This is a genomic window from Bacillus sp. PK6-013, assembly GCF_054161445.1.
Genome location: NZ_CP096417.1, coordinates 2,737,691 through 2,755,593, shown reverse-complemented (window position 1 = coordinate 2,755,593; position 17,903 = coordinate 2,737,691). Strand labels below are relative to the sequence as shown.

Below are 17,903 nucleotides of genomic sequence, written 5' to 3'. Positions count from 1 at the left end.
AAAAATGGCACAAAAAACGTTTAAAGTAACTGCAGATTCTGGAATCCACGCTCGTCCAGCGACTGTTCTTGTACAAACAGCAAGCAAATATGATGCAGATATCAATTTGGAATATAACGGAAAAACCGTCAACCTTAAATCAATTATGGGTGTTATGTCACTAGGTATTGCTAAAGGTGCTGAAATTACGATTTCTGCTTCCGGCGCTGATGAAAATGATGCTCTTTCCGCACTTGAAGAAACAATGAAAAGCGAAGGTTTAGGCGAATAATGCTTGAACTAAAAGGAATAGGCGCTTCAGCCGGTATTGCGATCGCAAAAGCATATCGGCTTGAGGAGCCTGATCTAACGGTTGAAAAGAAAAACATCTCTGATTCTGATGCGGAAGTAAATCGTTTTGAAGACGCCATCGAGCGTTCTAAAAAAGAGCTTGAAATCATTAAAAACCATGCATTGAAAGAGCTTGGAGAAGATAAAGCGGAAATCTTTTCTGCACATTTGTTAGTATTAAGCGATCCGGAACTGTTAAACCCGATTAAAGACAAAATCAAATCGGACTCCGTCAACGCGGAATTCGCTTTAAAAGAAACGGCCGACATGTTCGTCACAATGTTCGAGTCGATGGATAACGAATATATGAAAGAACGCGCCGCAGACATCCGCGATGTCACCAAGCGTGTCACAGGGCATCTTCTCGGCGTTGAAATTCCGAACCCGAGTCTGATTTCCGAAGAGGTCATCATCGTAGCCGAAGACTTGACACCGTCTGATACAGCGCAACTAAACCGCAACTTTGTTAAAGGGTTTACAACAGATATCGGCGGACGGACGTCCCACTCAGCCATCATGGCGCGCTCGCTTGAAATTCCGGCCGTTGTCGGCACAAAAGCGGCAACAAAAGGCATTCAAAACGGCGTAACAGTGATCGTTGACGGTATCAATGGCGATGTCATCGTTGATCCTGCCCAGGAAACAATCAGCGAATACGAAGAAAAGCATCAAGCCTTCCTGGCGCAAAAAGCCGAATGGGCGAAGCTTGTCAATGAACCGACTGTAACGAATGATGGACATCATGTGGAACTTGCCGCTAATATCGGTACACCTGATGATGTAAAAGGCGTTCTGGAAAATGGAGGAGAAGCAGTCGGCCTTTACCGGACTGAATTCCTTTACATGGGCAGAGACCAGCTTCCGACTGAAGAGGAGCAATTTGATGCCTATAAAACCGTTCTTGAGCGTATGGAAGGCAAATCAGTTGTCGTTCGTACTCTTGATATCGGCGGAGACAAAGAGCTTCCATATTTAGAACTGCCAAAAGAAATGAACCCTTTCTTGGGATACAGAGCGATCCGTCTTTGCCTTGATGAGCAAGAGATTTTCAGAACGCAGCTTCGTGCGCTGCTTCGGGCAAGTACATATGGAAACTTAAAAATTATGTTCCCTATGATCGCGACTGTAAATGAATTTAAAGAAGCGAAAGCGATTCTTTTAGAAGAAAAAGAAAAGCTGAAAGCTGAAGGTCAACAAGTTTCCGAAGACATTGAAGTCGGTATGATGGTTGAAATCCCTTCAACAGCGGTGATCGCTGATCAATTCGCTAAAGAAGTCGATTTCTTCAGCATCGGAACGAATGACCTGATTCAATATACGATGGCTGCTGACCGGATGAATGAGCGGGTATCTTACCTATACCAGCCGTACAATCCTGCGATTCTCCGCCTGATCACGCTTGTCATTGAAGCGGCCCATAAAGAAGGAAAATGGGTCGGCATGTGCGGCGAAATGGCGGGAGATGAAATCGCGATCCCGATCCTGCTCGGTCTTGGACTGGACGAGTTCTCAATGAGCGCGACGTCAATCCTGCCGGCAAGAACGCAAATCAGCAAGCTTTCTAAAAAAGAGACGGAATCGTTCAAAGAGCAAATTCTGTCCATGAGCACAACAGAAGAGGTTGTACAATTCGTAAAAGAAACCTTCAATATGGCATAAGCGATTGAAAATCCGGACCGGCATAACCAATGCCCGTCCGGGTTTTTTTGTTGATCTGAATGATCTCGGCTGCGGCGGAAATAATACATGTGACCAATAGTTAGAAAGGGGGGTTTTGATATGCCCAGGCAGCCATTCAAACCGGGTGATGAGGTCTACGTCATTTACCGGAACCCGCATGCCGCCAATGTCGCGCATATAAAGGAAGCTGAAGTCGTTGATCACCCGCTTCACGAAGGTGAACTGGCATTGTTTATGTATGATACATATCACGCCTTTGCCGAAGATGATGCCGTTTTTTCTTCATATGAAGAGGCGGAACGGCTTTACCGTGAGTTATTTGACGGGATATGAAAATATTACCGGTATATCACATCCTCTAAATGCAAAAAGTAACGGAAATAAGCAAAGGATGTGTCTGTTTCCAATGGTAAAACCGTTTGTTCCCCAGCTCGTCTATATTGAACCGAGAGCGCTGGAATACCCGCTGGGAAAAGAGCTGAGGGATAAATTTTCAAACATGGGGCTTGAGATCAGGGAAACGACTTCACACAATCAGGTGAGGAATATCCCGGGGGAAGGCCACCTGCAAAAATACAGAAATGCGAAATCCACTTTGGTCATCGGCGTCAGAAAAACATTGAAATTCGATTCATCAAAACCGTCCGCAGAATACGCGATTCCGTTTGCAACAGGGTGTATGGGTCACTGCCATTACTGCTATCTGCAGACGACAATGGGCAGCAAGCCGTATATCAGAACGTACGTCAATGTGGAGGAAATACTTGATCAGGCGGATCAGTATATGAAAGAACGCGCTCCCGAAGATACGCGGTTTGAAGCTTCTTGCACATCTGATATTGTCGGGATTGACCATTTGACACACACATTAAAACGTGCAATTGAGCATTTCGGTCAATCCAACCACGGTAAATTGCGTTTCGTGACAAAATTCCATCATGTCGACCATTTGCTTGATGCCAAGCACAACGGAAAAACGCGTTTCCGCTTCAGCGTAAATGCCGATTATGTCATCAAAAGTTTTGAACCCGGCACATCCCCTTTGGATAAACGGATCGAAGCCGCCGTGAAAGTAGCGGAAGCAGGCTATCCGCTTGGTTTTATCATCGCTCCGATTTATATTCATGACGGCTGGCAGGAAGGCTACAGAGTGCTGCTCGAAAAGCTCGATCGTGCACTGCCGCAGCATGCAAGGCGCGACATTACCTTTGAAATGATCCAGCACAGATTCACGAAGCCGGCAAAAAGAGTCATTGAAAAAAACTATCCAAAGACAAAGCTCGAACTGGATGAAGAAAAACGGCGCTATAAATGGGGCAGATACGGGATTGGCAAATATATATACCAGAAGGATGAAGAAGCAGAGCTTCGCAGCGCCCTTGAAACGTATATTGATAACTATTTTCCCGAAGCAAAAATCGAATATTTCACATAACAGAGCTTTAGCCGGAAAAGCTCTGTTTTTTGTTTTGAGATGTTAAAAAAGGGTTTTTCCACTCCATTAAGACCGCATAATGAAGCGATTCCTCATCTTCAATGTAGCCGGGAATCAGGCAAACCGGCGATCGTCCGCACTGGAGCAGGAATGAGAGCACGGGATCGCGCTTTTCCCCGTCCAATACAGCTTGAACATACTGTTCGGGCGTCATTTCTTCAGCCGACTTGTGATAATGGGGAATCCGTCCGCCGCCAATGAGCCGCTTGAGCCCTTTAAAGACCGTCAGTTCATACATGGACTGCATCAGCCGCTTTCCGATGCCGAGTTTTCGATAGTGAGGGGACACGGAAATATCGACGACATAAAGGGAGTTTCCATCGTTTTGATGTGTGCCGATATACCCGTTGTCTGTCACTTCGTCCCAGCTGTGGTGAGGATGATGCGGATCAAAATCAGTCATGAGCGCCGTCATCGAACCGATGATTCGGCCTTCGGAAACCGCGCAAAGTGCACCATCGGGAAATCGTTCAATATGGGAATGGAGCTGCTTTTCATTCCACAAAAGGTCTTCCGGAAACGGAGGCGGAAAGCATTCTCTTTGGAGTGCAATCAAATCGGGAATATCTTTGTTGTTGTAATTGCGGATGTCCACCTGCTGATAAGAAATGCCGTTATCGACGTAAAACTGTTTATAGATCGCCCATCACTCCTTTTGATATTTCCTTCATTATACCGTTATTTTAGCAGGCTATCTTAATTTTGCGAAATTTTGGCCGATAAAAAGAATATGAAGGTGCATGTAAAGGAGGGTTTCATTTGTTTAAAAAACTGCATGTCAAAATTGCCGGATTTGTTGCCATCCTGCTGATTTTGACGGTTATCGTCCTACAGTTTTCCACAACACATTTGTTGAAATCGATGCTTGAAGATCAAGCAAAAGAATCGACTTCAAGTCTGCTTAACTCGATCAAAGGTAATATCGAGCTTCAATTAGAAAACTATGAAATCGCTTTAAATCGTATGAGCGACAGTCGAATGGCGCAGTCATTTTTAGAAGATGATCAAAATAAATTATTGGGCAGACTGATCAACGACGAATTAAAGCAAATCAAGGATAAAAACGAATTTGTCACCAATGCGTATATAGCGACTTCAAAAAAAGATATATGGATATACCCGAAAGCCGAATTTGATAAAGATTTTGACCCGACGACCCGGCCCTGGTACACATCGGCTGCCAAAACGTCTGATCAAGTGATCTGGACAGAGCCGTATCAAGATGTCGTGTCTGGAGAGATGATGGTCGCAGCGGCTAAAGCAGTCGTTGTCGACAATAAAGTATTAGGCGTCATCAGCTTAGATATTTCATTGAATTCATTAAACAAAATTATCGAAAATCAAAAGATGCCATATGACGGCTACGCATTTATTTTGGACCAAAACGGGACAATGCTTGCCCACCCGTCAAAACAAGGTGACGATATATCGAAAGACAAAACATATCGGGACATCCCGTCATCCAAAGACGGAATCAAAGTAGGCAAAGATACTGTGATCGCTTATCAGACCGTCGGTGGTACGGGCTGGAAAGTCGGTACGCAATTCGACACGGCGAAGCTGATGTGGGTCGCACAGGAAATGAACAAAATGGTCATGATCGTTTCAATCATTGCTTTGGCAGCAGCGATCATTTTAAGCTATTTCCTTGCCAAAACGATCACAGGCCCGATTAAGCAGCTGATTGCCAAAACAAAGGCTGTCGCGGGCGGTGATTTGACGGTCCAGACAGCAGCTGCCTCAAAAGACGAAATCGGTATATTAACAAAAGACTTCAACAAGATGGTCGAAAACATGAAAGAAATGATTGTGCAAGTCGGAACCTCGTCCGGAAAAGTATCGAAAACGACCGATCAATTAAGCGCTGTTTCAAAAGAAACGGTTTCTGCGAGCGATGAGATTGCCAAAGCAATCGAAGAAGTGGCGACAGGTGCGACAGAACAAGCGGCAGAGATCGAAAATGTAAATGAACAATCCGAACGGCTATCTGTCAAAATTAGAGAAATTGAACATCATGCCGACAGCATCAAGAAGCTTTCGAGAACATCAGAAGATGCAAGCTATACAGGAATCGATGCCCTCGGGCAGCTGCTTGCAAAATCAAATGAAGCCAACTCGGAGACGAAGAAAGTGGAACATATGCTTTTGCAGCTTGAAGAAAAAACGAAAAACATTGAAGAGGTTGTTACAGCCATCTCGGCGATCTCTGATCAAACAAACCTGCTTGCTCTGAACGCCAGCATTGAAGCAGCCCGTGCTGGCGAAAGCGGACGCGGTTTTGCGGTAGTTGCAGATGAGGTGAGAAAGCTTGCCGAACAATCGGCGGTCTCTTCACAGCATATCAGCGAAACGGTCAAGCAGATTCAGCTGGAAACGAAAGAAGCCGTTTCAGCGATGACGGAAGCAAGCAAGATGAATGAAGAGCAAAATGGAATGATTCATGAGACAGGAGAAGCGCTCAGCAAAATTACTGCAGAAATGCAGGCGCTAGTCAATTCAATTGACCACATTTACTCTGAAATCTCTGGTATGAGCGGAGAACAGCAAAAAATGTCTGATTCGATCCAAAGCATTTCAGCTATTTCCCAGCAGTCAGCAGCGGCTGCGGAAGAGGTCAGCGCTTCGACAAACGAGCAGCTGACAGCGCTGGAAGGCATCGCCAAATCGGCTGAAGCGCTGAGTGAGGCCAACCAAGAATTATTAAATGCGATCAATAAGTTTAACGTGTAATAAAGAAGTCCCTCTTTTTGAAAGAGGGACTTTTTCAACGCTCACAATCCCAATTTTCAGAATATACATGTTACACTATAAATATGAAGGGAGTGATGATTGTGGACTTAAAGATGAATGGCAAAACGGCGCTTGTGGCAGCAAGCAGCAAAGGACTAGGCAATGCGATTGCAAAAGCCCTTGCGAAAGAAGGGGCAAATGTCATGTTGTCCGGGAGACACGAAGCGGACTTGAAAAAAGCTGCGGAAGAGCTGAATGGACTCGGCGGCGGATCCATCTCATATCAAGTATGCGATCTTGCAGATGCTGACGGGATCAAAGCGCTCGTTCAAAAGACCGCTGACACATTTGGAACGATCGATATGCTCGTCAACAATGTCGGAGGACCGAAAGGCGGCAGCCTGCTCGATCTGACAGACGCTGACTGGACTTCTTCATTTGAATTGCATCTGCTCAGCTATGTCCGTTTAATCCGCGAAGCTTTTCCATATCTAAAAAAGGATGGAGGCCGCATTGTTAATATCGCTTCTTCATCAGTCAAGCAACCGATTCCGGGGTTGCTGCTTTCCAACACGTTTCGAATGGGAATCGTCGGTCTGACAAAATCCATTGCGGAAGAGTTGGCCGAACACCGCATTTTGATCAACACGCTCGCCCCTGGGAGAATCGCGACAGATCGCGTGGCAGAGCTTGACCGGCTCAAAGCCGAGAAAACAGGCCTTTCCGAGCAGCAGGTGAAGGAAAGCTATGAGAAAGAGATTCCGCTCGGCTCCTACGGAAAACCTGACGACTTTGCACAATATGCAAGCTTTCTTTTATCAGAATGCAATACATATATGACTGGACAGACTCTGCTGATAGACGGCGGAATGGTAAAAGCAATTTAAGGGGGATGACATCATGAAAAAAACGATCGGATTTATCGGACTCGGAGTAATGGGAAACAGCATGGCTTCGCATATTTTAGCTGCAGGCTATCCCGTCAGCGCCTATACGAGAACAAAACAGAAAGCGGACAGCCTCGTGGAAAAAGGGGCGGAATGGAAATCATCCGTCAAAGCACTGGCGCAGTCGTCTGATGTGATCATCACAATGGTCGGCTACCCAAAAGACGTTGAAGAAGTTTACTTTGGAAGCGAAGGCATTATTGAAAATGCCAAAACAGGTTCTTACCTCATCGATATGACGACTTCCAAGCCTTCTCTCGCCAAACAAATCGAGGATGCTGCAAAAGAGAGAGGACTTTACGCTTTAGATGCTCCGGTTTCAGGCGGGGACGTCGGCGCGAGAAACGGCACGCTCGCCATTATGGTCGGAGGAGAACGGAAAGCCTTTGATGAATGCTACCCGATCTTTTCGATCATGGGTGAAAATATCCAATATCAGGGGCCGGCCGGAAGCGGGCAGCATACGAAAATGTGCAACCAGATTGCGATTGCTGCAGGTATGATCGGTGTCGCAGAAGCGATGGCCTACGCCAAAAAATCCGGACTCGATCCCGACAATGTGTTAAAAAGCATTACGACCGGCGCTGCGGGAAGCTGGTCCCTCTCAAATCTCGCGCCTAGAATGCTGAAAGGCGACTTTGAACCGGGCTTTTACGTCAAACACTTTGTTAAAGACATGGGCATCGCGCTAGAAGAAGCGGAGTTGATGGGCGAGAAAATGCCGGGGCTCGAGCTTGCGAAAAGCCTTTACGACACCCTTGTGGAAAAAGGCGAAGAAAACAGCGGCACCCAAAGTGTGTACAAGCTTTGGACAGAATATAAATAACGAAAAAAACCACTTGCTCAATGCAAGTGGTTTTTTGCTGGTTCTTATTTTCCGATGAACTGCTGAGTCCAGTAGTTGCCGTCTTTCACATATCCAACACCGATATGCGTGAAGTTAGGGTTCATAATGTTTTTTCTGTGACCTTCACTGTTCATCCAAGCTTTGACAACTTCCTGAGGCGTTTTTTGGCCTTTCGCGATGTTTTCTCCGGCAGTGCGGTATGTGATGCCGAATTTCTTCATCATGTCAAATGGAGAACCGTAAGTCGGGCTGTTGTGATCAAAGTAATTGTTATCTTTCATATCTTGAGATTTCGTGCGGGCAACCTTGCTCAGTTTTTCATCCAAAGTAAGAGGTTTTAGCCCTTGTTTCTTTCTTTCCGCATTCGTCAGCTCAACAACTTCTTTTTCATACGCGCTTACAGAAGAAGATGAAGGCGCTGTATTTTGCTTTTGCTGTGAAGTCTGCTCTTTTGAAGCCGCAGGCTTTGAAGCTTCCTGTTTTTGAGTCTGCGTGCTTTCAGGCTTTGAAGCTTTAGGTGCAGAAGACTTCGGTGCAGAAGCTTTAGGCTGTTGAGTGGCTTGTTTCTTATAAGAATGAAGCAGGGACTGAATTTTTTCCTGGTCAGCTTTAGAAAGCTGGTTCATGTTTTGGATATTCAGTTTGCCTGCGAGATCAGTTACATTTATGGAATGAACGGTTTTGACTTGTACTTGCTGCTGCTCTTTAGCGTCAGCGTGTTGAACGCCGCTGAATGTGAAGAGCGTTGCTGCAGCTGCTGCTGATAAAAGAAAAGCTTTTTTCATAAACAGTAATCCTCCTAAATGTTGTAGTTGTTGTTGTTTCGTACACTAGAATCATAACACGGCTTTTTTGAAATAATAGATCCATATATTCCCTTTGACAAGGTATTATTGTTAATTTTGACATAAAAAAAGAAAAATCCTTTGCTGCCAATATGCAACCAGATCGCTCTTTTACGCGTCTTGTCATAAACGTGGTAAAATTTAAATGTGTTAGCTAAATTTTAATATAAAAAGAGATTGACAGCTTTTTTAAAAACTTTAGATTGTAACAACCATTACAAAAGTGTTACAATATATCTCAGTTAATTAATGTAAAAATTGAATATTGTGAGAGGAGAGAGAGTTTCAGTGACAGAATCTCAACATGATCCGGCTGAAATCAAAAAGAGCAGGCGTTCGCGTTTATGGCGGATCAACCTGTACTTCTTTGCGGTGTTCACTTTGTTCGCTGCGCTGATTGTCAAGCTGGGCCTCGTGCAAATCGTCAATGGAGAAGCGTATGAGCAGGAAGCTTCGAAAACCGAGGCGAAAATTGCGTCATACCCGGCGCCGCGGGGTAAAATGTATGACAGATACGGGCGGGTGGTTGTCGACAACCAAAGCGTTCCCGCGATCACATATACGATGATGACAAGCACAAAAACGGAGGAAAAAATCAGCACAGCCAAAAAACTCGCAGAATTGATCGATATCGATACTTCGTTTCTGAAAGAAAGAGATTTGAAAGATTACTGGCTTGCCAGACATCCGAAAAAAGCTGCTGCACTTCTGAAAGACGGCGAGAAAACCCTCAAGTCTGATCAAACATACAAGCTGCAGGTTGACCGAGTTCCGGCAGAAGAGATCAAAGCGCTGGAAAAGGACAAAGACGAGCTTAAAGTCGCCGCGATTTTCAGAAGGTTTTCAGGCGGCTATGCGTATGAGCCGCAGATCGTCAAAGCGATGAGCCCGAAAACCGAGGGGAAAAACGATGCGCAGCTCCTTGATGAGAAGGCTTCAAAACAGATGCCGGCCAACGATTTAACGTATGAGGAAGTCTCACGCGTTTCCGAGCATCTTGAAGAGCTTCCCGGCGTTGACGTCATCATGGACTGGACCAGGAAATATCCTTATGAAAAAACGCTCTACTCCATTTTCGGAGGCGTCACAACGCCTGAGCAAGGGCTTATCAAGGACCGGGAAGACTTCTACCTGACAAGGGGATATGCCCGGAATGACAGAGTGGGAAAAAGCTATCTCGAGTATCAATATGAAGAATATTTAAATCCGAAAAAAGCGAAAGTGCAATATACAGAAAACCGCTCAGGCAAGGTCATCAGCCAGGAAACGGTTGATGAAGGAAGACGCGGCTACGATCTGCAGCTGACATTCGACATGGAGCTCCAAAAGAAAGTCGAAGAAGCTATCGAAGAGGAGCTTAATAAATTCCGCGGCTCAAACTACATGCTGGACAGAGCGTTCGTCGTCATGATGGATCCGAATAACGGAGACATCCTGTCCATGGCCGGAAAGCGAATCATCGACGGCAAAATCACCGACTATTCAATCGGCGCGTTTACGACCCAGTATGAAATGGGATCAGCCGTCAAAGGTGCGACCGTGCTGGCCGGCTATCAGGACGGTATGCCGCATGGGCAGATGTATTTGGATAACGGAAAGCTGACTTTCGCAGGGCCTGTTATAAAAGGTTCCTATACCGACACAATTGGATGGGCTAATGAAGTCAAAGCGCTTCAAAAAAGTTCAAACGTTTATATGTTTCATGTGGCCATGAGGATTGCAGGAATTACGTATGTACCGAACGGCCCGCTTCCAGCGAACCTAGAGGACTTAAATAAAATGAGATATTACTTCAATCAATTTGGCCTTGGGGTAAAAACAGGCATCGACTTGCCGCAGGAGTCGGCCGGGATGCAGACAAACCCAAAAATAGTCGGGGGTCTCCTTCTCGATGAAGCAATCGGCCAGTTTGACACGTACACGCCTTTGCAGCTCGCTCAATATATGTCTGCGATTGCCAACGATGGTTACAGAGTGCAGCCGAGAGTCGTGAAAAGCATTCATCAACCCGAAAGCGAAAAGCTCGGATCTGTCATTGAAGAGCGTTCGGCCAATGTGCTCAACAAAATCAACAACTCCCAAAGCGATATTGAAATCGTGAAAACCGGTTTGAAACGGGTCACTCAGCTTGGTGGAACAGCAGCCGGGACATTCGGTTCACTTGATGTATCAGGCAAAACCGGAACAGCACAGGCGCCTTACTATGGCACGAACAGAAGCTGGTGGGGAACGATGAGTTACAACCTAACCTTTGCCGGTTACTACCCTTCGAAAAATCCTGAGGTTGCTTTCAGCGTTGTTGTTCCGTCTATGACCACTGATAAAGGCGGAATCAACAAAAACATCGCCGCCAAAATCGTCAAAGCCTATGTCGATCTGCAAAAAAAATACAGCAAGGATTAGACAAAAAAGAACACGGATTTTTTCCGGGTTCTTTTTTTGTTATCAAAATTTGACGAATGCTAGAAGTTTTGAAGGAGATTTCTCGTATTTTAGCGAATCCTTTTAAGCAAAATAGTTTTAATGAATGCTGGTCATGAATAGGGTATAAAGGAGGGATATGATGGAACAAAAAACAAAACGTTTTGAGCAATATAAGCCCCATATGAATTTACAGGCAGTCCTGTCAGCTAACGGCCGTTTTATATACATATCTGCAAATTGCAAAGAACTCTTAAGCTACCAGCAGAATGAACTGATCGGTACGTATTTGAAGGACTATTTACACGAAGACGATCTTTTTCTGGTAGAAAGCTATTTTTACAATGAGCATCATTTGCTGCCTTGCACCTTCAGATTTGTGAAAAAAGACTACACGATGATCTGGATCGAAGCATCGATCGATTTCGTGACGACCCATGTTGGAGAAAAAGAACGCGAGATTGTACTCAAAATGAAAGTGTTTGAAGACCGTCCCTCTAAGAAAAGCAGCTCCATAAAAGAGGAAGACACACCGGAAGAAGCTGCCAGGCTGCCGGCAAAAGAGGAATTCGAAGCCATGGTGGAAGGCTTGCCAAACCCTCTGTGCATCAGCGTTCAAGGGGAAATAGTCTACGTCAATGACGCCATGGTCAACCTGCTCGGAGCCGAGCACAAACGGCAAATTATCGGAAAGTATTCCTACGATTTTATCGAGAAAGAGTACCATGACATCGTCAAAAACCGTATCAAGCGGATGCAGCAGGGACTTGATGTCGGAATGATCGAGCAAACTTGGCATAAGCTCGACGGCACGCAGATTCACCTCGAAGTCAAGGCGGCGCCGACCATTTATCAAAACCAGAAAGCGGAGCTGCTCCTGCTCATTGACATTTCATCGAGGAAGAAATTCCAGACCATTTTGCAAAAAAGCAGGGAGCGCTATCAGCTCTTGATTCAAAACTCAATCGATACGATAGCCGTTATTCATAAAGGTAGATGGGTCTTTATGAATGAATCAGGCATTCGTCTGTTTGAAGCAAAAACGTATGAGGATTTAATCGGCAAAGATATTTATGAACATCTGCACCCGTGCGACCACGAAGATGTCAAAGCGAGGCTGGAACGGATTACAGACCGAAAATCCGAATCTGAAATCATAAAGCAGACGTGGTATACATTTGAAAAAAGGCTCATCTATACAGAAATGGTTTGCATCCCTACGACATTTTTCGGGGAAACGGCCGTTCAGGTGATTTTAAGGGATATTTCTGAACGCAAGCAGACCGAAGAGCTGATGGTCCGTTCGGAAAAACTGTCGATCGCCGGACAGCTTGCAGCCGGGATCGCCCACGAAATCCGCAATCCGCTCACCGCGATTAAAGGGTTTTTACAGCTGATGAAGCCCACGATGGAAGAAAATGAACATTATTTTAATATTATCTTTTCCGAATTAAGCAGAATCGAACTGATCTTGAGCGAGCTTCTCATGCTGGCAAAGCCGCAGCAAAACGCATTGAAAGAAAAGCTAGATCTGATCAGGCTGATCCGCGAAGTGACGGCCCTTTTAGAAACGCAGGCCAACTTAAACGGCATTTTGATCAATACGATCCTCCCGGACAATATCTATATTAAAGGGGATCAAAATCAATTAAAGCAAGTGTTTATCAACCTGATCAAAAACGCCGTCGAATCCATGCCGAACGGCGGTACGGTCCATTTGACCGTCAGAGAAACCGAAGATTCGGTCATCGTCGAGGTGGAGGACGAAGGAGAAGGAATACCTGAACATGTCATGAAGCGAATCGGCGAGCCGTTTTTGACGACGAAGGAAAAAGGAACAGGCCTCGGTTTGATGGTCACCTTCAATATCATCGAAAATCACAACGGAACAATCGAAGTCGACAGCAAAGCAGAAAAAGGCACGACATTTAAGATTTCATTTCCAAAATAAAAAACAACGGCGTAAAAGCCGTTGTTTACGTAGTCTGTATCGATTGCCTCTTATTGAAAACAAAGGACTCCAGCCGGTCAAGACCTTCCCTTAGCGTATCAGGAGAATATGCGTAAGAGATCCTCACATAGCCTTCCCCGTATTCAGAAAACGAGCTGCCCGGCACGATCGCAAGCCCCTCTTCCTCAAGAAGCGACATGCAGAAATCAAAGGAAGACATTCCAAACGATTTGATGGACGGGAAAATGTAGAATGCTCCCGACGGTTTAATCACATCGAGGCCCATTGTCACAAGTCTGTCGTACACGTAGTCAAGCCGTTTTTTATATTGCTCGCGCATGATCAGCGCATCATCAAACCCGTTGGTGACGGCTTCCAGAGCTGCTTTTTGAGAGATCGATGAAGCGCATGATACGTTGTATTGATGGACTTTTAAAATATGTTTGGCGATTTCCTTCGGCGCGAACAAAAATCCGATTCTCCAGCCTGTCATGCTGTGGGATTTGGAAAGTCCGCCGATGACGATCGTCTGGTCCCTTAGTACAGACGCGATGGAGTGGTGCGGTCTGTCAAAAGTGAGTTCGCTGTATATTTCATCCGAAAGCACAAAGACGTTTCGACCTTTTAAAAGGGAGGCGATGTCCTTCAGCTCTTCTTCGGACAGCGTCATTCCCGTCGGATTTGACGGATAAGGAAGAACAACACATTTTGTCTTCGGCGTCAGCGCTTCCTCGATCAATTTTGCTGTCAGCTTAAAGCCGTGAGACGTGGTGTCAATGATCAATGGAGACGCTCCGCACATTTTGATGATCGGCTCGTATCCGGGGTATACCGGCCCCGGAAGAATGACTTCATCGCCAGGTGATAAAATCGTGCGGAATGCCGAATCGATGGCCTGGCTGGCTCCGGTCGTCACAATGATCTCGCTTTCCGCTTCATAATTTAAATCGGCTTTTTTCTTCATATAAAGCTGTACAGCCTGCCTCAGTTCGGGATATCCGGCGTTGTGAGTGTAAGATGTTTGATTCTCATCTATCGCTTTTTTGGCGGCCTGTTTGACATGGTGGGGGGTGAAGAAATCAGGCTGGCCGATTGTTAAAGAGATTACGTTTTCGTACTGGGATACAAGGTTTGAGAACTTGCGGATCCCTGAGATTTCGATTTCTTTTACATTTGGATTAAGCAAATGTTCCATTTAGCATCACCTTAAAAATGTTATGGTTTATCTTATTTTACCATCATCAGACCAATTGTCATCTTTTAATCAATCAATTTTATAAAAACTCGTAACAAGTATATGCAAAACAATGCAAGGTATGCGGACATGCGGATGGCAGCAGATAGAAAAATAAGACAATCAAACGATTGTCTTACGTTATATTTCGTTTAGTAGCCGTAATCGAAGTCAACATCTTCTTTCCACGAAATATATATTTGTTCTTCACTGTCTGAAGCATCCTTGAGCATTTCTGTGTAAACAGCACGGCTGACCCCTTCTAAAATGGTCATTTCATGATTTTTAATCGTTACAATTGTTCCCATCATAAACACCTTTCCTGAAAAATCCTTGACCATTGTAACACGATAAATGTCAAAGTCAATGAAAAACTTGTGAGCCGTACATTAATTTAACTTTAAAAAAACGTGATACGTATTGATAATATTCAGCGAATCTTAGTAGTATATAGAAGTCAAGATGTTAGGAGGAAAAGCACATTGGAATTGGAATTAGACAAACACGAAACTGCTCCTGAAAGGAGCGAGTATGCCGGAATCGGCGCGCGTTTTGTAGCTTCCCTGCTCGACGGATTGATTCTCGGGATTCCCGCATATATTTTCACGTACGTTTTAACAGCGGCGTTGATGTTGGGAAATTCGGATATCATGCTCATGATGGAGACTGATCCCGAGTATTTGAGCGATCAGGAAATCTTTACGTTTATCATCAGCATGTTCAAAACCATAGCGATCGTTGGAAGTATTACTTTTATTGTTTATTTTCTTTATTACACGCTGATGGAATCATCCAAATGGCAAGGGACGCTCGGCAAGAAAATCATGAACGTTCAGGTGGCGAAAGCAGAAGGCGGAAGAATCTCTTTCGGCCGTGCGGCCGGAAGGTTTCTGGCCAAAAGCTTTCTTTCTCCGATTTTATTGGTCGGCTACATTATGGCCTTTTTCACAGAAAGGCGCCAGGCGCTTCATGATATGTTGGCAGGAACCATTGTCGTAAAAAAATAACGGGTAAAAGACAGCACGCTTTCAGCATGAATGCGTGCTGTCTTGTTCAGGAAAATGTTTCACGGCAGGAATAAAAATAAGGAGGCATCAATCCAGATGGATACTCAGCCGGAACGTGAACAAGCTGTAAAGCGGGCGCAAAGAACGGGAATCAAGCTCTTTTTGACGTTGCCGATTCTATCTTGGGCGTTATACGATTTTGCAAACACGATTTTTTCATCAAACATTGTGACGATCTTTTTTCCTTTTTATTTGCAGGAGGCAGTCGGCGAAAACGCCAGCATGAATCAGGTGGCAAGCACTTTTATCTCCTATTCGAACGCAGCCGCAAGCTTCCTGCTCGTCATTTTCACGCCTTTATTCGGGGTGTTGATTGACCGGACGGGCAGAAAGAAAAAATACATCGGTCTGTTTACGATGATTTGTGTTTTGTGCACCATCTTAATGGGGGTTTTTGCGGGCGCTTCGTTTCAGAAGGACATATACGGGCTTCCGTTATCTTTGATCCTTGTTGTTGTCATGTTTGTGACCGCAAAGTTTTTCTATCATTCAAGCTTGGTGTTTTATGATACGATTTTGGCTGATTTGGGTACAAAAGAAGAAATTCCTCTCTTATCAGGATTCGGGATTGCGATCGGATATATCGGTACTTTGGCCGGCTTAACGGTTTACCTTCTGGTCGGGAACCAGGATTTTCACCGTGCTTTCATCCCGTCGGCTCTCTTGTTTTTACTTTTTTCACTTCCGTATTTGCTCTTCACGAAAGAGAAAAGAAAACCGGAACCGAAAGAAAAAAAATCGTTCTTCAGCGGATACAGGGAAATCGTGCAGACGTTCAAGGACATTCGCCTGTACAAACCGGTCTTCTTGTTCATGATCGCCTACTTTTTCCTGAATGATGCGCTTGCTACAGCAATAGCCATGATGGCGGTTTATTCAAAAACGGTCATCGGTTTTACGACCGGTCAATTTGTATTACTTTACCTTGTTTCAACGGTCTCAAGCATCATCGGTTCATTTTTGCTCGGCTTTGTAACAAAAAAGATCGGCGCTAAACACGCAGTCAGTCTTGTCGCCGCCATTATGATCACCGCTTTGACGATTGGAGCATGCACGACGTCAACAGTCTTGTTTTGGATTGCGGGAAGCCTTTTCGGTATCTCGCTTGGAGGCACATGGGTCGCATCAAGGACACTGATTATCGAACTGACGCCCGAGCATAAAAGAGGCGAATTTTTCGGATTGTTTGCTTTGTCGGGGAAAATCTCTTCCATTTTCGGTCCGGTCCTGTACGGATCGATTACTTTGCTGTTCAGGGATTTAGGGAACATGGCCAGCAGAATGGCTTTCGGATCTTTAGTGTTATTGGCAGCGATCGGCCTGATCATTCATCAAAATGTTAAGGCAAAAGCTTAACCCAGAGCATCAACTTTTAACAAAAGGCGCCGATATAAAAAGTAAACACAAAGTAGGATAGAGAGGGATATCAGTGTCTTCAAACCAACAGGAAATTTTATTAAGTTCGGGAACCAATGAATTAGAAATCGTGAAGTTCGAAGTTGGTCTCAACATTTTCGGCATAAATGTCATGAAAGTCAGAGAAATCATTCAGCCGGTTGACATTACGAAAGTGCCTCATTCGCACAAGCATATGGAGGGCATGATCACATTGCGCGGGGAAATTCTTCCCGTCATTGATTTATTCTCTTTCTTCGGCGTCGAACACGGTGAGGACGAGCATCAAGAAAAATACATTGTGACGGAATTCAACAAGCGGAAAATCGTCTTTCACACTGGATCGGTTTCGCAGATTCACCGGGTGTCGTGGGAAGAAATCGAGAAGCCGACCGCTTTAAATCAAGGAATGGACCGTCACCTTACCGGCATCATTAAGCTCGACGGCACAATGATTTTCCTGCCTGATTACGAAAAAATCATTTTTGATCTTGAGTCTGAGTCAGGTACGGACCCTTATCAAATGAAAGATGAAAAATTTGATCAGAGACGGACTGACAAAAAGCTGATGATTGTCGAAGACTCTCCGCTCCTCTTGCGGCTTTTGGTGGAAAAGCTGAATGAAGCAGGGTATAACAACATCGTGTCTTTTGAAAACGGAAAAGAGGCTTACGAACATGTGCTTCAATTGATGGAAGACGGCACAGCCCTTCACGAAAAAGTCGATCTCATGATCACGGATATTGAAATGCCGCAGATGGATGGACACCGGCTCACAAAGCTGTTAAAAGATAACCCGCTGAGTTCGGAGCTGCCGATCTTGATTTTCTCTTCTTTGATTACAGACGATCTTCGCCATAAAGGGGAACAAGTCGGAGCTGACGAACAAATCAGCAAGCCAGAGCTCAACGAACTGATCGAAAAGCTTGATAAATATATTTTCAAGAACTAAAAAAAGCCT

General features: G+C 44.9%; 15 protein-coding genes and 2 pseudogenes. 13 read left to right on the top strand and 4 right to left on the bottom strand.

Annotated features, from left to right (window positions below):
• Positions 1-4: 4 nt before the first annotated feature.
• The 4 genes from M1E03_RS13890 (at position 5) to splB (ending at position 3,445) form a co-directional block, all read left to right on the top strand.
• Positions 5-271, top strand: coding sequence for a phosphocarrier protein HPr (locus tag M1E03_RS13890; RefSeq protein WP_003181247.1), 267 nt, complete (start codon positions 5-7; stop codon positions 269-271).
• Positions 271-1,989 (top strand): phosphoenolpyruvate--protein phosphotransferase, encoded by a 1,719-nt coding sequence (gene ptsP, locus M1E03_RS13885; RefSeq protein WP_020451177.1) that lies wholly within the window; start codon positions 271-273, stop codon positions 1,987-1,989. The genes M1E03_RS13890 and ptsP overlap by 1 nt, the downstream gene beginning before the upstream one ends.
• 120 nt (positions 1,990-2,109) lie before the next feature.
• On the top strand, positions 2,110-2,343 hold the full coding sequence (locus M1E03_RS13880; RefSeq protein WP_025808421.1) for a transcriptional regulator SplA domain-containing protein: 234 nt from the start codon (positions 2,110-2,112) through the stop codon (positions 2,341-2,343).
• 73 nt (positions 2,344-2,416) lie between these two features.
• Positions 2,417-3,445: a spore photoproduct lyase gene (splB, locus tag M1E03_RS13875; RefSeq protein ID WP_096748068.1), complete on the top strand. Its 1,029-nt coding sequence runs from the start codon at positions 2,417-2,419 to the stop codon at positions 3,443-3,445.
• 7 nt (positions 3,446-3,452) lie between these two features.
• Here splB and M1E03_RS13870 read toward each other — a convergent pair whose 3' ends face one another.
• Positions 3,453-4,100, bottom strand: coding sequence for a GNAT family N-acetyltransferase (locus tag M1E03_RS13870; RefSeq protein ID WP_232513524.1), 648 nt, complete (start codon positions 4,098-4,100; stop codon positions 3,453-3,455).
• Between the two features lie 266 nt (positions 4,101-4,366).
• Between M1E03_RS13870 and M1E03_RS13865 the strand changes: the two are divergent.
• The 4 genes and pseudogenes from M1E03_RS13865 to M1E03_RS13850 all read left to right on the top strand — a co-directional run.
• Positions 4,367-5,245, top strand: a pseudogene (locus M1E03_RS13865) (cache domain-containing protein); the annotation flags it as partial.
• Between the two features lie 42 nt (positions 5,246-5,287).
• On the top strand, positions 5,288-6,235 hold the full coding sequence (locus M1E03_RS13860) for a methyl-accepting chemotaxis protein (protein ID WP_412675736.1): 948 nt from the start codon (positions 5,288-5,290) through the stop codon (positions 6,233-6,235).
• Positions 6,236-6,336: 101 nt separating this feature from the next.
• Positions 6,337-7,122, top strand: a complete 786-nt coding sequence (locus M1E03_RS13855; protein ID WP_023857294.1) for an SDR family oxidoreductase — start codon at positions 6,337-6,339, stop codon at positions 7,120-7,122.
• A gap of 13 nt (positions 7,123-7,135) precedes the next feature.
• The gene (locus M1E03_RS13850) at positions 7,136-8,008 is read left to right on the top strand and encodes an NAD(P)-dependent oxidoreductase (protein WP_023857293.1); all 873 of its coding nucleotides are present in this window, start codon (positions 7,136-7,138) and stop codon (positions 8,006-8,008) included.
• 44 nt (positions 8,009-8,052) lie between these two features.
• Here M1E03_RS13850 and M1E03_RS13845 read toward each other — a convergent pair whose 3' ends face one another.
• A complete protein-coding gene (locus M1E03_RS13845; protein ID WP_020451183.1) occupies positions 8,053-8,814 on the bottom strand; it encodes a CAP domain-containing protein in 762 nt (253 codons plus the stop codon).
• A 348-nt stretch (positions 8,815-9,162) separates the two neighbouring features.
• On the opposite strand from M1E03_RS13845, the gene M1E03_RS13840 reads away from it, so the two are divergent.
• Together M1E03_RS13840 and M1E03_RS13835 are read left to right on the top strand one after the other, a co-directional pair.
• Positions 9,163-11,277, top strand: coding sequence for a peptidoglycan D,D-transpeptidase FtsI family protein (locus M1E03_RS13840; RefSeq protein ID WP_023857292.1), 2,115 nt, complete (start codon positions 9,163-9,165; stop codon positions 11,275-11,277).
• A gap of 160 nt (positions 11,278-11,437) precedes the next feature.
• On the top strand, positions 11,438-13,246 hold the full coding sequence (locus M1E03_RS13835) for a PAS domain-containing protein (RefSeq protein WP_023857291.1): 1,809 nt from the start codon (positions 11,438-11,440) through the stop codon (positions 13,244-13,246).
• A gap of 14 nt (positions 13,247-13,260) precedes the next feature.
• On the opposite strand, the pseudogene M1E03_RS13830 reads toward M1E03_RS13835, so the two are convergent.
• Both M1E03_RS13830 and M1E03_RS13825 read right to left on the bottom strand, forming a co-directional pair.
• Positions 13,261-14,441: pseudogene (locus tag M1E03_RS13830) on the bottom strand (aminotransferase A); the annotation flags it as partial.
• A 191-nt stretch (positions 14,442-14,632) separates the two neighbouring features.
• Entirely contained in the window at positions 14,633-14,791 is a 159-nt protein-coding gene (locus M1E03_RS13825) for a hypothetical protein (protein WP_165583461.1), read from the bottom strand.
• Between the two features lie 171 nt (positions 14,792-14,962).
• Here M1E03_RS13825 and M1E03_RS13820 point away from each other — a divergent pair, with 171 nt between their 5' ends.
• From M1E03_RS13820 to M1E03_RS13810, 3 genes are all read left to right on the top strand, one after another.
• Positions 14,963-15,487, top strand: coding sequence for an RDD family protein (locus M1E03_RS13820; RefSeq protein ID WP_020451188.1), 525 nt, complete (start codon positions 14,963-14,965; stop codon positions 15,485-15,487).
• Between the two features lie 96 nt (positions 15,488-15,583).
• The gene (locus M1E03_RS13815) at positions 15,584-16,903 is read left to right on the top strand and encodes an MFS transporter (protein ID WP_020451189.1); all 1,320 of its coding nucleotides are present in this window, start codon (positions 15,584-15,586) and stop codon (positions 16,901-16,903) included.
• A 73-nt stretch (positions 16,904-16,976) separates the two neighbouring features.
• The gene (locus tag M1E03_RS13810) at positions 16,977-17,894 is read left to right on the top strand and encodes a chemotaxis protein (protein ID WP_020451190.1); all 918 of its coding nucleotides are present in this window, start codon (positions 16,977-16,979) and stop codon (positions 17,892-17,894) included.
• The last annotated feature ends 9 nt before the right edge of the window (positions 17,895-17,903 follow it).